The organism is Synechococcus sp. Lug-A (assembly GCF_024345655.1).
Lineage (GTDB): Bacteria > Cyanobacteriota > Cyanobacteriia > PCC-6307 > Cyanobiaceae > MW101C3.
Genome location: NZ_JAGQBN010000002.1, coordinates 33106 through 48025 on the forward strand (window position 1 = coordinate 33106; position 14920 = coordinate 48025).

10 protein-coding genes are annotated in these 14920 nt (G+C 69.0%); 2 read left to right on the forward strand and 8 right to left on the reverse strand.

All coding sequences use genetic code 11. The features are described from left to right. Positions 1 to 13: 13 nt before the first annotated feature. Entirely contained in the window at positions 14 to 1834 is a 1821-nt protein-coding gene (locus KBY86_RS01590; protein ID WP_255139914.1) for an ABC transporter ATP-binding protein, read from the reverse strand. Between the two features lie 115 nt (positions 1835 to 1949). Here KBY86_RS01590 and KBY86_RS01595 point away from each other — a divergent pair, with 115 nt between their 5' ends. Beyond that, a complete protein-coding gene (locus KBY86_RS01595; RefSeq protein ID WP_094511019.1) occupies positions 1950 to 2150 on the forward strand; it encodes a hypothetical protein in 201 nt (66 codons plus the stop codon). Positions 2151 to 2154: 4 nt separating this feature from the next. Here the strand turns inward: KBY86_RS01595 and KBY86_RS01600 are convergent, their stop codons facing one another. The 4 genes from KBY86_RS01600 to KBY86_RS01615 all read right to left on the reverse strand — a co-directional run bounded on the left by KBY86_RS01600 (position 2155) and on the right by KBY86_RS01615 (position 5242). Continuing rightward, positions 2155 to 2439: a hypothetical protein gene (locus KBY86_RS01600; protein WP_094511018.1), complete on the reverse strand. Its 285-nt coding sequence runs from the start codon at positions 2437 to 2439 to the stop codon at positions 2155 to 2157. Positions 2440 to 2478: 39 nt separating this feature from the next. Next, positions 2479 to 4464: a DEAD/DEAH box helicase gene (locus KBY86_RS01605; protein WP_399220946.1), complete on the reverse strand. Its 1986-nt coding sequence runs from the start codon at positions 4462 to 4464 to the stop codon at positions 2479 to 2481. Positions 4465 to 4617: 153 nt separating this feature from the next. Further along, positions 4618 to 5025: a phosphomannose isomerase type II C-terminal cupin domain gene (locus KBY86_RS01610; RefSeq protein ID WP_255139915.1), complete on the reverse strand. Its 408-nt coding sequence runs from the start codon at positions 5023 to 5025 to the stop codon at positions 4618 to 4620. Beyond that, positions 5018 to 5242 carry a hypothetical protein gene (locus KBY86_RS01615; RefSeq protein WP_094511015.1) on the reverse strand — a complete coding sequence of 75 codons (225 nt, stop codon included), beginning with the start codon at positions 5240 to 5242 and terminating at the stop codon, positions 5018 to 5020. Before KBY86_RS01615 ends, KBY86_RS01610 begins: the two co-directional genes overlap by 8 nt. Positions 5243 to 5492: 250 nt before the next feature. Here KBY86_RS01615 and KBY86_RS01620 point away from each other — a divergent pair, with 250 nt between their 5' ends. Next, positions 5493 to 7661, forward strand: coding sequence for a glutamine synthetase III (locus KBY86_RS01620; RefSeq protein WP_255099676.1), 2169 nt, complete (start codon positions 5493 to 5495; stop codon positions 7659 to 7661). Between the two features lie 132 nt (positions 7662 to 7793). Here KBY86_RS01620 and KBY86_RS01625 read toward each other — a convergent pair whose 3' ends face one another. From KBY86_RS01625 to KBY86_RS01635, 3 genes are read right to left on the reverse strand one after another with little or no spacing between them, the layout of a single operon-like run. Next, positions 7794 to 9149 (reverse strand): MFS transporter, encoded by a 1356-nt coding sequence (locus KBY86_RS01625; protein WP_255139916.1) that lies wholly within the window; start codon positions 9147 to 9149, stop codon positions 7794 to 7796. Beyond that, positions 9146 to 10891, reverse strand: a complete 1746-nt coding sequence (locus KBY86_RS01630; protein WP_255139917.1) for an AAA family ATPase — start codon at positions 10889 to 10891, stop codon at positions 9146 to 9148. Before KBY86_RS01630 ends, KBY86_RS01625 begins: the two co-directional genes overlap by 4 nt. Next, the gene (locus KBY86_RS01635) at positions 10888 to 14916 is read right to left on the reverse strand and encodes a UvrD-helicase domain-containing protein (protein WP_255139918.1); all 4029 of its coding nucleotides are present in this window, start codon (positions 14914 to 14916) and stop codon (positions 10888 to 10890) included. The genes KBY86_RS01630 and KBY86_RS01635 overlap by 4 nt, the downstream gene beginning before the upstream one ends. Positions 14917 to 14920 lie beyond the last annotated feature (4 nt).

Here is a 14920-nt window from a genome sequence, read left to right on the forward strand (position 1 = left end):
TGCCTGCCTGTGTTCAGGCCAGCAGCGGTTCTTCGCGGCGCAGTCCGGCCTGCACGCGCCAGAGGTTGGCGTAGGCGCCGTTGCGGACGATCAGCTCTTCGTGGCGCCCGGCTTCCACGATGCGACCCTGGTCCATCACCACGATCCGATCGGCGTGGCGCACGGTGCTGAGCCGGTGGGCGATCACCAGCGTGGTGCGAGAGGCGGTGATGTGGTCAAGGGAACGCTGGATGGCGGCCTCGGTTTCGTTGTCCACCGCGGCGGTGGCCTCATCAAGGATCAGCACAGGCGGATTCTTGAGAATGGCCCTGGCCAGGGCGATCCGCTGCCGCTGACCGCCTGAGAGCCGCTGGCCCCGCTCGCCCACGACGGTGTCGTAGCCCTGTGGCAGGGCCTCGATGAAGCCGGCGGCTTCGGCGAGGGCAGCGGCTCGGGCGATGGCGGTGCGGCTGGCTCTGAAGCTGCCATAGGCGATGTTCTCGGCCACGGTGCCGTGGAACAGGAACACCTCCTGGCTCACCAGGCCGATGGCACGGCGCAGATCTTCGAGCCGCAGCTCCCGAATTGGCTGGCCATCCAGCAGGATCTCGCCCGCCTGCACCTCGTAGAGCCGCAGCAGCAGCTTCACGATCGTGCTCTTGCCCGAGCCCGTGGCGCCAACGATGCCCACGGTGCTGCCGGCCGGCACGGTGAGCTCGAATCCATTCAGCAAGGGGTCGCGGCCGCCGTAGGCGAAGTCCACCGCGCGGAACTCGAGCCTGCCCTGCACCTGCTCAAGGGGCAGCGGCCGGGAGCCGCCGGGAATGCTCACCGGAGTTTCGAGCAGATCGAGCACCCGGGTGGTGGAGGCCATGGCCCGCTGGTAGTCGTCGAGGGTGCGGCCCAGGGTGGTGAGCGGCCAGAGCAGACGCTGGGTGATGAACACCAGAAAGCTGTAGCTGCCTACAGCGATCGCTCCCTGCCACGCCTGCAGGCCGCCGATCACCAGAATCGCCAGGAAGGCGAACAGGATCGCGAAGCGGATCAGCGGAATGAAGGCGGCCGAGATGCGGATCGCGCGGCGGTTGCTGGCGCGGTAGGCCTCGCTTTCGCCGCGGAGGCGCTCCAGCTCCCAGGCTTCAGCGGCGAAGCTCTTGATCGTGAGCATGCCGCCGAGGTTGTTGGCCAGGCTGCTGTTGAGATCGCCAGCCCGTTCACGCACCTCGCGGTAGCGCGGGGCCAGCCGCTTCTGGAAGCTGAGCGAGCCCCAGAGGATCACCGGGATCGGCAGAAATGCCACCCCCGCCACGCTGGGGGAGAGCACGGCCATGGCCCCGCCCACCGCCACCACGGTGGTCACCAGTTGCAGCAGCTCGTTGGCGCCATGGTCGAGGAAGCGCTCGAGTTGGTTGATGTCGTCGTTGAGGATCGCCATCAGCCGGCCGCTGCTGCTCGACTCGAAGAAGGCCATCTCCAGCTGCTGCAGATGGCCGTAGGCCTCAAGCCGCAGCTCGTGCTGCACGGTCTGGGCGAGGTTGCGCCACAGCACGCCATAGAGGTATTCGAAGCCGGATTCGGCGCTCCAGATCACGAACGAGAGCAGGGCCAGCAGCCCCAGCTGGCTCGGCACGCTGCGGAAACCGAGCGCGGCGAGGCTGGAAGTCTGCTGGCGGACCACCACATCCACCGCCAGGCCGATCAGCACCGGCGGAGCCAGATCGAAGATTTTGTTGAGCACCGAACAGAACGCCGCCTGCCACACCCGCCGGCGGTGCGGCCGCAGGGCTCGCAGCAGCCGCTTCAGCGCGGGGGCAGAGTGTTGGGGCTCGTGCTGGGGCGAAGAAAGTGGCGGCATGGCCTGGGCAGGCGTGGCAAAGCGTGAAGCAGAACGGAAGGAAAAGGGAAGAAGGGAGGAAATGGGCGAAGGTCGTCTGATTGTCACGGAACCAACACCCGGCGATCCCGAACCAATGTCTGCCCCTGTCCCCTGGAGTCTGGCCTGGTGCGAGAACGGCGAACTCGCCCCTCAGGACCGTTTCGACCTGCTGCAATCCCTGGTGCTCACCGAGTCCACCGAGGTGCAGACGACCTTGATCGCCACGATCGAAAACCTTCCCCTGGAGCAGGTGAGCCTGCTGTGCACCGATGGTGTGACCAGCCTCTGGAGCTGAACACTCAGAGCCGGTACTTGGTCGTGGCGAGCTGCCGGCAGATGTCGGTGGCGCCCTGGATGCTGGAGCCCTTGTTCACCTGCTCCACGAAGCAGTTGCAGGTGTAGGCCCCCATGCCATCCGGGGGCACTTTGCGGGCCGCTTGGAAGGCGGCCTGGAACCCCGCCAGGCAGAACCTGGTGACGCTGTCGTTGCGGGTGGAAGCCGATGCGCTCAACGTATCGGCCTGCACCGGTTGGGCAAAGAGCGTGAGGGCAGCCAGCGAGGTGAAGGTGAAGACCAGGCGCATGGAGGGCCTCAGGGCAATGGCGGGGAGGGGCTGAAGGGCTCAGCCCTGGTGACGGGAAATCTGCAGCTCCTTGTTCATCACCCGCAGGCGGGCGAGAGCAGCGAACACATCTTCAGGCATTCCCTTGGGCAGATCGATCACGCTGTGCGTGTCGAAGATCTGGATCCTGCCGATGCTGCGGCCGTTGAGGCCAGCCTCATTGGCGATCGCTCCCACGATGTTGCCCGGCTTGACGCGGTCACGCCAGCCCACTTCGATGCGGAACCGGTCCATCTGGTCGTCGGGGGGCGCGCTGCCTTCCTCGCGGAACCCGCCGCCGTTGCGGCCTTGGCCAAGGGGCCGCCGTTGCTCGCCGCGCTCGCCACGGCGGCCATCGCCGTCCCGTTGACGGTCACGGTCGCGTCCTCCGCTCTGCTGCCAGTTTTCTTCACCCTGGGCGAGCAGCGGGCGATCTCCCACGGCGAGCTGGAGGGCGGCCAGGGCCAGCTGCTCCGGGGTGACCTCGATCTCGCGGCCTACCCGCTGGATAATCTCGCTGAGCAGGGCCAGTTCCTGGGGCTCACTTGTGGGCTCCTGCACAGCGGCGGTGAGGCGCTGACGCAGGCGATCCAGCCGGCTCTGGTTGATGTCGGCGTTGCTGGGCACCTCCATCGGCTCGATCGGCTTGCCGACGGCACGCTCGAGACCTGAGAGGAAGCGGCGCTCGCGCGGGGTGAGGAACAGGATCGCGTCGCCCTTGCGGCCGGCCCGGCCGGTGCGGCCGATGCGGTGCACATAGGCCTCGCTGTCAAAGGGGATGTCGAAGTTGATCACCAGGGTGATGCGGTCGACGTCGAGGCCGCGCGCCGCCACATCCGTGGCCACAAGCACGTTCACCTTGCCGCTGCGCAGCCGCTCCACGGTGCGTTCCCGCTGGGCCTGCGGCACATCGCCATTGAGCACAGCGACATCGTGGCCCTGCTGTTCGAGCGCTTCGGACACCGCAAGGGTGATGGCCTTGGTGCGGGCAAAGATGATCACACCTTCGCTGCTTTCGGCCTCGAGCACCCGGGTGAGAGCTTCCAGTTTCTGGGATCCGTTCACCACCAGATGGCGCTGGCGGATGGAGCTGGACTCAGCCCCTTTCTGCCGGATCGTCACTTCCGCCGGGCTGCGGAGATAGTTCTTCGAAAGCCGCCGGATTTCGGACGGCATGGTGGCGGAGAACAGGATCACCTGCCGCTCGCTCGGCAACTGCCCCAGCACCCACTCCACGTCGTCGATGAATCCCATGCGCAGCATTTCATCGGCTTCGTCGAGCACGAGGCTGCGCAGGCCGGAAAGATCAAGGGTGCCCTGGCGCATGTGATCCATCACCCGGCCAGGTGTGCCCACCACCACCTGCACGCCACGGCGCAGACGCACGATCTGATCGCGGAAATCGGCTCCGCCGTAGATGGGAAGCACCCGCACCTGCGGGAGCTTGGTGGCATAGCTGTTGAAGGATTCCGCCACCTGCAGCGCCAGCTCGCGGGTGGGCGTGAGCACCAGCACCTGGGGGGTGCGTTGGGCCGGATCAAGGCGGGCCAGCAGGGGGAGGGCGAAGGCGGCTGTCTTGCCGGTGCCGGTCTGCGCCTGGCCGACCAGATCACGGCCGAGCAGCAGCTCAGGAATGGCGGCTTTCTGGATCGGGGAAGGCTCGGTGTAGCCGCAGCCTTCGACGGCCTCCAGCAGCTCGGCGGAGAAACCGAAGCTGGCGAAGCCGTTTTTCGTTTCGGCAGGTGCTGCGGTGGTGGTGAGCGGACCGATCAGGGTGCTGGCCTCGGTTGTGGCGTCCGTCACGGCGGGGCTGGTGGCTTCCAGGGCGGTGAGATCGACGCTCGTCAGTGGCAGGGCTGGCGTGGCGGCGGAATCCGTGGCGATCGGGTCGGCGGAGAGGGAAAGGGTGGTGATGGGATGGCTCGTCGAGGTGGAATTGGAGGCGGAGAGGGACGCGTCGGTGTCAACAGAGCACGCGAAGCTCTCGCAAGCAGAAGGCTGGGTCACGAATCTGGGTGGGTGGCTGGGGCCTGAGGAGTTCCTTCAACACAGGCCGGCAGCAACCCGAAGCTCATGGCCTTGATGGCCTGTAGCACGCCTGCCTTGCCCTTCATCAAAGGGTGAGCGCACAATGTAACACCTGAACGGCCGGAATCCCCGTCATGTGCTGCTGACGGCCCGGCCGTAATCGTCCTGCCAACGCTCGATATCAGCTTCTTCGAGACGGTCGCCCCGCTGCACCTCAATCAGGACCAGATCGCTGGAGCCGGCGGTGAGCCGATGCATCGCGCCCACAGGGATGAACAAGGTGACGCCCGGCCGGGCCGGGATGGATTCCCCCTCCAGTTCAAGCCGACCGTTGCCGGCCACCACCACCCAGTGCTCACAGCGGTGGCGATGACGTTGGAGGCTGATGCGCTGGTGGGCCAGCACCAGCAGCCGTTTCACCCGATAGGACTCACCATCGGCAAGGGTCTCGAACCATCCCCAGGGGCGTTGGCATCGCCCTGATCCGGCGTCAACCTGGGCCTCGGGGCCGGGCGGTAACTCGCGGCCGGGTTCAGGCAAAGGCGGAGGGTTGCCAGGCCTGAGCGCGCTCCAGGCTGATTTCGGCGATCTTGTCGTGGGCGTGCAGCCGGCGCTGAATCTGATTCGTGCAGTTCTGCCAGCCCGGGGGTGTGGTGGTGGCGTCGAAGCAGGCTTCGGAGCGGTCGTCGAGCATGCGCCCGAGCGTGGCCTCGGCTCCGGCCTTCGGATCCGGCAGCAGGAGGTAGTAGCGAACCATCGACGCTGCAGCGGAATGCAGGTTCAGTCTGTCGCATGACGTGGTCAGTGAAGGGCGCCGCGGGCCTGACACAGCGCGCGCGGCTCTTGCCGCTGGTTGCTGGTTCGATGCTGCGCAGGATCCGACTGGGAATGCCCGAGGCTTGAGCGATTCGCAACCGGGGAAGGGCCCACCAATTGATCTGTAGCAACGGCTTCATCTGGTGGCAAGGCTGAGGGGTTGGATGCTGGGCGGATCTTTTCTGCCCCTCATGCCCAGTTCGCAGCGTCTCGCGGCCATCCAGTGCATCCAGGAACGGCCATCCCCGGAGTTTCCTCCCATTGCGCCCCTCTCGGAGTTGTGGGCGTCTGACGTTTTCGATCTGGCCAAGATGAAGTCGTCCTTGCCGAAGGACATCTTCAAATCGGTTCAGAAAACCATCAAGGAAGGCGGCAAACTTGATGTTTCCGTGGCCAATGTTGTAGCCCAGGCGATGAAAGACTGGGCGGTGGGCCGTGGCGCCCTCTACTACGCCCACGTGTTCTATCCGCTCACCAACTCCACGGCGGAGAAGCACGACGGCTTCATCTCCACCCAGAGCGATGGTTCGGCCATCTGTGAATTCACCGGCAAGGTGCTGGTGCAGGGCGAGCCTGATGGTTCCTCCTTCCCCAATGGCGGCATCCGCTCCACCTTCGAAGCCCGCGGTTACACGGCCTGGGACATCACCAGCCCGGCCTTCCTGATGGAGACGCCGAACGGCATCACCCTCTGCATCCCCACGGTGTTTGTGTCGTGGACGGGTGAAGCCCTCGACAAGAAGACACCGCTGCTGCGCTCCAACGCAGCGATGAACAAGCAGGCCCAGCGGCTGCTCAAGTTGCTCGGCAACACCGAGATCGCCCCGGTCAATTCCAGCTGCGGTGCTGAACAGGAATACTTTCTGGTCGACAGCGCCTTCGTGACCCTCCGCCCCGACCTGCTGCTGGCGGGCCGCACCCTGTTCGGCCATCCTTCCGCCAAGGGCCAGCAGTTCGATGACCACTACTTCGGTGCGATCCCCCAGCGGGTGCAGGTGTTCATGCAGGATGTGGAACGCCAGATGTACAAGCTGGGCATTCCCGCCAAAACCCGCCACAACGAAGTGGCACCGGGCCAGTTCGAGATCGCTCCGTTCTTTGAGGCGGCCAACGTAGCCACCGACCACCAGCAGCTCACCATGACGCTGCTGAAGAACACGGCGCGCCGGCACGGCATGAACTGCCTGCTGCACGAGAAGCCCTTCGCTGGCATCAACGGCTCCGGCAAGCACGTGAACTGGTCGGTGGGCAACGGCACCCAGGGCAACCTGCTGGATCCCGGCAGCAGCCCCGAGGAGAACATGCAGTTCCTGCTGTTCTGCGGTGCTGTGATTCGTGGCGTGCATCTCTACGGCCCGCTGCTGCGTGCTGTGGTGGCCACGGCCGGTAATGATCACCGCCTCGGTGCCAACGAAGCGCCGCCGGCGATCATCTCGATGTACCTCGGCAGCCAGCTGGAAGAGGTGTTCACGATGATCAAGAACGGCAACCTTGGCAGTACCGACCACGGTGGATTGATGCAGCTCGGTGTCGACACCCTGCCCGAGTTCCCCAAGGATCCGGGCGATCGCAACCGCACTTCCCCGTTCGCCTTCACCGGCAACCGCTTCGAGTTCCGCGCCGTGGGTTCGAATCAATCCGTGGCCGGCCCGCTGGTGGCCATGAACACGATCCTGGCCGACTCGCTCAAGTACGTGGCCGACGAACTGGAGGCCAAGATGGGTGCCGGTGCGTCGCTGGAGTCGGCAGCCGCTGAAGTGCTGCAGGCGATCATGCAGCAGCACGGCAATGTAGTGTTCGGCGGTGACGGCTACTCCAGTGAGTGGCACGAAAAGGCCGTGACCGAACGGGGCCTGGAGAACCTCCCCACCACCGCCGATGCGCTGCTCGTGCTGGAGCGGGACGACATCAAGGCCCTGTTCGAGCGCACCGGTGTGCTCACCCCGGTGGAGCTGCACAGCCGCTTCGAGGTGTATGCCGAGCAGTACGTGCTGGCGGTGGAAGTGGAGGCCAAGTTGGTGCTGCAGATGGCCCGCACCCAGGTGTACCCCGCCGTGATGACCTATCTCGGTCAGCTGGCCAACTCCCTCCACTACCAGGAAACCCTGGGTCTGCCGCCCGATCGGGCCATGGCCGGCCGGATCGCCACGCTCAACCAGGAGCTGCTGGCCAACTGCGTGGCTCTGGAGTCCGCTCTGGCCAGCCCGCCCCATGGCGAGGCTGCCCACATGCGCCACTGCGCCGACACCCTGCTGCCGCTGATGTACAAGATCCGCGAAGCCGTCGACGGGCTCGAAACCCTGGTGGACGACAACGCCTGGCCGCTGCCCACCTACCAGGAGATGCTGTTCATCAAGTAGTCAGGTAGTCAGAACGTTGGGGGCGGGTGCCGTCCTGCCCCCTTTTCTGTTCTGTGCGCAGCTCCGACGGTTGCTCTGAAACCTTGCTCAGAGGCTTGATCTGAATGCTCCACCTCCGGGGTCCTGGCCGCTTCACCGCGTGCCGAGGCCCCGCTTTTTTGCCGAGTGCTGTTGCGCTGAATGGTTACGCTCCAGTGCCGGGTCGAGCCGTAACCAGCCGGTGAGCAGTGCGCCGATCACCGAACTGACCGCCAGGCCAGCCAACACCGCACCCGTTCCCCAGCGGTGCAGCAACCCCGGCAGTGTGAGGGCGGCGAGCACCGCGCCGGCTTTGCCGGCAGCGGCCGCGAGGCCCGCCCCCTGGCCGCGCTGGGCGATCGGGAACACCTCACCTGCAAGGAGATAGGTGGTGGCATTGGGGCCGGCGTTGGTCATGAACAGAAACAGGCCCACCCCGGCGATCACCAGGCCGGGCTCCTGAACAGCCCCGCTGCAGCCCCACGCCGCCAGCGCCAGCCCGGCGGCGCAGCCCCCGAAGCCGGCCACCTGCAGCCCGATCCGGCCCAGCCGATCGACCAGCACGATCGCCAGGCCGATTCCTGCCACGAACAGCCCATCGGCCGCTGTGGCCCAGCCCAGGCTGTGCTGTTGCACGCCGCCCTGCACCAGCAGTTGCGGCAGGAAGATTCCCACCCCGTAGGTGCTGAGGTCCTGCACAAACCACGGCAGCCCGGCCAGCAGCAGTGGGCGCAGTGAAGGAGGCGCCAGCGGGCTGGGTGCGCGAGGTGGCAACGGGTTGGGCGCAGCAGGGGCTGTCTGCGTCTGGCCAGTGGCTGGCGCCGACCCCCCTTCTCCAGCGGCCTGGGGTTGGGCAACACCCGGCGGCCGCCAGCCAGGGCTTTCCGGCACCCCCAGCCGCGCCCCGGTGAGCAGCAGCACCGGCAGCACCGGCAGGAGATAGAGGCTGCGCCAGCCCAGTGGCCCCAGGCTGCCATGAGCAGCCAGCAGCCAGCCCAGCAGGCTGCCGCTCAGTGCCCCCACGGCCTGGCAGCCGAAGGCGCCCAGCACCAGCGGGCCGCGCCAGGCCGCCGGCAACTGTTCGGAGATCACCAGATGGCCGGTGGGGTAGTCGGCGCCGAGCGCCAGGCCGATCAGCAGCAGTGCGGCCACCAGGCAGGTGACGTTCGGACTGGCGGCGGCCCCCAGCAGCCCCGCCAGCAGCAGCACCAGCTCGGCCAAGAACACCGGCCGGCGGCCCCAGCGGTCGGCCAGCGTGCCCAGCAGCGGCGCGCCCACGAGGATGCCGATCAGCGGCGCGGCCGCCAGCAGACCCACCGCTGCCCTGGCCGGCGCCAGCTCCGCCTGCACCAGCGGCAGGGCGATGCCCCCCATGAACACCACCAGCCCCTCCAGGTATTTGCCTGCGGCGGTGAGGCCCCAGATCCGCCAGTCCGACGCTGTGAGGGTGGGCCTGCCGGCGGGGATCACGGGCCCGGCGCCGGCGCCCAGGGCGGCAGCGGTGGGGTGACCAGCCAGGCCTCCCGGCGCGCACGGGTGAGAGCGGTATAGAGCAGCCGCCCCTCCCAACGCTCACTCCTGGGCAGCAGCACCACCACCTCCTGGTACTGGCTGCCCTGCGACTTGTGGATCGTGAGGGCCAGCGCCGGTTCCGCCCCTGGCAGGCGGGCGGGATGGAGCAACCGGGGCCCGGCTTTGTCGTCACTGAACAGCAGCAGCGTCTCGTGCCCCGGCCGCACCACCACGCCCACATCGCCATTGGCCAGGTTCTGCTCCGCCAGGTTGCGGCTGCACAGCACCGGCGTGCCCAGCGGCCAGGCTGCTGCGCCGCGTTCGGCGGCCTCCCCCAGCAGGCGGCGATGCAGGGCCTCCACACCCCAGCTGCCACTGCGCACGGGCGTGAGCAGCACGCAGGCTTCCAGTTCGTTCAGCAGCGCCTGGGCCGCGGAAAGCTGGCTGGGATCAAAGGCCATCGCCAGTTCCCGCAGCCGTTCCTGATGGGCGCGCAGCCGCTCCAGCGGTGCTTCAGGCAGCCGCGGCGGCTCGCAGCGCAGCCAGTGCAGGTTGTCGCGCGGTTGGAGTGCGGCAAGGCTTCGCTCCAGCCGGGCGCCGCCGCCGTTGCGCACCTGGGCGGCCACGGCGGCGATCGCCCCTTCGTTGCGGTAAGGCGTGGCCAGTTGCACCATCGCTTCCCCCAGCGAGGCGCGGCGGTGGTCGTCTTCGATGGCGATCAGCACGGCGCCGGGGCTCACCGGCGGTAACTGGGCCGGATCGCCCACCAGCAGCAGCTGGGCCTGCTGCGGCAGGGCGTCGAGAACGGCTGCCATCAACTCAAGATCCAGCATCGACACCTCATCGATCACCAGCAGATCGAGGGCGAGCGGGTGGCGGCGGTCGCGGGCGAAACCATCGCCGCGGCTTTCCAGCAGGCGGTGCAGGGTGGTGCAGGGCAGGGCCATGCAGCGTTCGGCCAGGTCGTCGGGCAGGCGGTCCCCGCGTTCCCGGATCGCCTGCCGCAGGCGCGTGGCGGCCTTGCCGGTGGGGGCCGCCAGGTGCACCCGCAGGTCGGGGCGGGCCTCCAGCGCCGCGGCCAGCATCTGCACCACCGTGGTGGTCTTGCCGGTGCCCGGACCGCCGCCGAGCAGCACCAGCCGCTGAGACAGCAGGGCGTCCACCGCCCGCACCTGCTGAGAATCGAGGGCCCCGCGGCGGCAGGCCGTATCGCGCAGGCGCCGGCGATGCTCCGGCGGCAGTGCTGGCTCCAGCGGGCTCAGGGCCCGCTGCCGCAACTGGGCCAGCACGTCGTCGAGCTGGTCGCGCCAACGCCGCCAGGCCAGGCCACCCGCTGCCGTGCGCACCAGCGGGGCCGGGCCGGCCGGCGACGCTTCCCGGCCAGCGTCCAGCAGGGGGGAGCGCTCCAGCGCTGCCCGGTGGCCCTCCGGCCAGAGGCCGGCGGCCACGCTTTCCGCCCCGATCCCTTCCGGCGCCGTTCCAGCCAGCGGCAGCTCCAGCTCGCCGCGTTGCACCGCCAGCGCCAGCGCCAGGATCAGCTCCTCCACCAGCGGATCGCGCTTCACCCCGTAGAGGCGCGGCAGGGCTTCGGCCAGGGCCATCCCCAGCGTCCAGCCAGGCGCTGCGACCGCGCCTGTGGCCGCTGCGGTGAGAGCCCCGAACGGCGCGGGTGCCTGTGCTTCTTGCGAGGCTTCCGTCATGGCTGCCCCTCCCGCAGGGCGGCATCGAGGGCCAGCAGCCGATCGGGATCGACCGCTTCCACGAACATTCCCGGTACGGCCGCTCCGGGCCCGGCCGCCTGTGCCCGCTCCCCCGGCACGCCGCGCAGAAACACGTAGACGTAGCCGCCCAGATCGCGCTCGGGGGTGTAGCCCGGCAGGCGCCAGCGCAGGTAGCGATGCAGCGCCACCAGATAGAGGTGAGCCTGCAGTGGGTAGTGATTCGCTGCCATCAGCGCCGCCATCGCCGTCGGGCCGTAATGCAGGGGTCCGCAGGCCAGCGGTTGGCCGTTCTCGCCGCGCTCACCCAGCCAGTTGCTCTTCCAGTCGGCCACCCACCAGCGCAGCTCGCCAGCGGCGGCGGGAGCGGTGAACACCAGATCGATCGAGCCGGTGAGAAAGCCGCGGCTGGCCACCGGCAGCTGCTCCAGCTGGCTGGCGTAGGCGGCGCCGAAGGCCCCGCTGGGATGGTCGCGGAACGGGGCTGCCAGCCCGGCGGCGCGCACCAGCGGCGAGCTCTGTCGGGATGCTGCGGGCTCAGAGGCCAGGGGCAGGTCGAAGTTCATTTCGTTCAGCCGCTGCGTCAGCGGCAGCTCGGCGAGGCGGAAGCTGCCCAGCGGGCCGCCCATCGGGGTGAGGCGCAGCTGCTCGAGGCCGGCCAGCACGGCATCCCGCTGCTCCAGGTCGATGCCGGCCCGCCCCAGCTCCACCTCCACCAGGGCGGCGGTGGCGGGATCGGCAACGGCACGGCGTTGATGGTCGACCTGCTCGAGGATGCGGTGCAGGCAATCGCCGGCAGAGGCGCCCCGGGGGAAATCCTGCAGGGGGCCGTGGGCGTCTGGGTCGGAGCTGGCCGGGTCTGAGTTGGCTGAGCCAGAAGTGGCTGCGCTGGAGCCGGCTTGACCAGAGGGGCCCGGCTGGGAGGTGGCTGGCCCCGAGGTGGCGCTGGCTGCCGCTTCGATCCGCAGGGATTCCATCGGCGCCTCGATCGGCGGGGCGGCGGTGTTCGCATCGGTTTCCCGGCCGTCTTCGAGCGCCGCCGGAGGCAGGGCACCGCCACTGCTGCTGTGCGTCCAGCTGGAGTAACTGCTGCGGCCCCAGTTCCCATCGAGCAGCCGCTGCGGCACCGGGCCTGTGTGCAGCGTGCCGCGGCGTGGCGGCGGCTGCCAGCGCCCCTGGCCGGCAGCTTCCGCCGGCAGTTGAATCCAGCTCAGTCCACTCAGCGCGTCGCCCGGGCCCAACACCTGGGTGCTGGAGTCGTCGTCGCCGGGCTCGCTCAGGGGCTGGCCGGGGAACAGCCAGGGCCGCAGCGGATTGGCCTCCTGGTCTTGAGAGGGCCCGTACACGAGCACGAGCAGCTGCATGGCGCGGGTCAGCGCCACATAGGCCAGCCGCTCCGCTTCCTGCGCCTCCGCCTGATGCTTCTGCTGCCGTGCTTCGCGGCCCACGCCCCAGCGCTGGTTCACGGAGATGTCGAGGCTGGGGCCCGCGGCACCGGGAGGCGTCCAGCGCACGCCCGGGTTGCCGGCGGATGTGGCTGCGGGGGGCGCCTGCCAGAGATAGGGACAGATCACCACCGGAAACTCCAGCCCTTTGCTGCGGTGCACCGTCACCACCCGCACCGCTGATTCCACCGCATCGCTGTGGGGCTGGTGGCGTTCCGGCGGGTCGTTGGGCGGATGGCGGCGGCGGCGACGCAACCAGTCGGCGGCGGCCACCGCCCCGAGCTGTTCGTTGTGCATCTGCTCCTGCACCAGCTCGGCGCATTGCTGCAGGTCGGCGAGCAGCCTGCCGCTCTGCGACAGGCGCCCCAGCCCCTCGCCCTCCAGCAGTTCGGCCAGCACCCCCAGCAGGCCCCGCAGCCCCAGCCCTTCGGCCAGCCGCGCCAGACGATCGGCCAGGGCATCCCAGTCGGCCGGGCTGGCGGCGGTGAGGCGCCGGGGACTCCAGCTCAGCAGGGGGGAGGCGGCCAGCAGCCGCTGCCGCGGACCGCTGCCGGGTTCCGCCAGGGCATCGAGCAGGCGTTGCAAGGCGCTGGCCCCTTCGCTTTCGAACACATCGCCCTTGCTCACCAGCCGGCTGGCGATGCCCCGTTCCTCCAGGGCGCGGCGCAGGGCGTCGGCCTGGGAGTGGCGGCTCACCAGCAGACAGATGTCGCCCGGTTCAAGCGCCCGCTGCTCGGCGTGCGCGTGCACCTCGATGCCGCGCTGCAGCAGGTCCAGCGTCAGCGCGCCGATCTGCCGCGGCAGGGTCTGCTCCAGCGCGGTTTTGCTGGGCAGCTTCGCCCCGGCGGCGGCGGATCCAGGCTCCGGCCCCAGCCACAGCAGCTGCAGCGGCGCCTGGCCCGGTGGCAGCTGCAGGTGCAGCGCTTGCCGCTGCGGCTGGGCCACCACGGCGGGCACAGGCAAGTCGGTGCGCACCAGCCCGGGGGCCATCAAGTGGTTAAGCGCGGCCACCAGGGGCTCTGAGGCGCGGAAGTTGTGGCGCATGCTGCGGATGGAGGGTTCGCCTGCCGCCGCCGGGGTGCGGGCCGCCAGTTGCCGCGCCGCCAGGTAGGTGTCGAGATCGCCGCCACGGAAGCGGTAGATCGCCTGTTTGGGGTCTCCCACGATCACCAGCAGATGCTGGCCGGCGCCAGCGGCGGGGGCAAAGGCCTGCCGCAGCGTGCGCCACTGGATCGGGTCGGTGTCCTGGAATTCATCGATCAGGGCCGCCCGGTAGCGGCGGCGCAGCGCCTCGATCAGCGCGGGGCGCCCTTTGCCCGTCGGGCCGGGATCGAGGCCTCGCAACAGCTCCCCATAGCTGATCCGCCCAGCCCGCTGCCGCCGGCTGCGCAGTTCCCCCACGCCCCAGTGGCAGAAGTGGGCCAGCACCGCTTCAGCGGGGCCGTCCACCAGCGCGGCCACCGCCTCCAGCAGCGGCCGCTCCGGCAACGACACCGGCGGGGTTTCGAACGTCTCGGCGACCTTCGTGAAGACGGCGGGATGGAAGTAGTCGGGTAGCCAGCTGCGTTTGTCGATACGCAGCTCGGCGTAGGAGCCGGGATCGGGCTGGGTGGCGAGCCAGGCATTGAGCTCCTCGACCCGATTCGTTCTGGGTTTGCCGGCGTACGGCGTGGTGGCGCTGGCCCCTGCCGCCTTCCATTGCCTGGCACTGGCACAGAACGTCTGCTCCAGCGCTTCCCCCCGCGCCGCCCATAACGGCTTGAACCGCTCCCACACCTGGCCCCAGAAGGCGGTGAGCTGCTCCTGCAAAGGCGCCTCAGTCCGCCAGCCGTCCGGCAGGGGCGGGGGCGCCAGCGCCGCATCGCCTTCCAGCAGCTGGAGCAGGCCGGTGAGGGTGGCCTGGGTCACCTTGGCCCGTTTCAGCCCTTGCAGCAGGTGGAGCGGCAGGGGCAGCACCTGGCTGTGCCAGTAGTCGTGGACAACCTGTTCGGCGAGCTCGGCCCCTTCCGTTTCCACCTCCAGCTGCGGGCCCAGGCCTGCCTCCAGCGCCTGGCGCCGCAGGTTGCGGTGGCAGAAGCCATGGATCGTGGTGATGTCGGCGGCATCCAGCTCTTCGAGGGCCAGCAGCAGCCGGGCGCGCAGCTGGGGAAGGTTGGTGCCAGTGGGCAGCTGTTCCAGCCAGCCGGTCAGCACCGCGTCCATGGCGGGCCGGGCGGCGACGGGCGGCTGCAGCGTGTTCGGTGCCTCGAGAGCCTGCAGCGCCTCCAACGCCTCGAGGGCCTGCTGAAACCGCCGGCCGATCCGGTCGCGCAGTTCGGCCGCCGCCGCTTCGGTGAAGGTCACCACCAGCAGTTCCCGCAAGGCCAGGGGGCGCTCCATCAGATGGGGCTCTGTCACCAGGCGCAGCACCAGATGGGCCAGGGCGAAAGTTTTGCCGGTGCCTGCACTGGCTTCGAGCAGCCGCAGGCCAGCGCTGAGCGGCAGGGCGTTGGCATCGAACTCCAGCAGCGGCCTATCGGCCGCATTGGCGCGGGGGTCTGGCTGGCTGCTGGCGTGGCTCATGGCT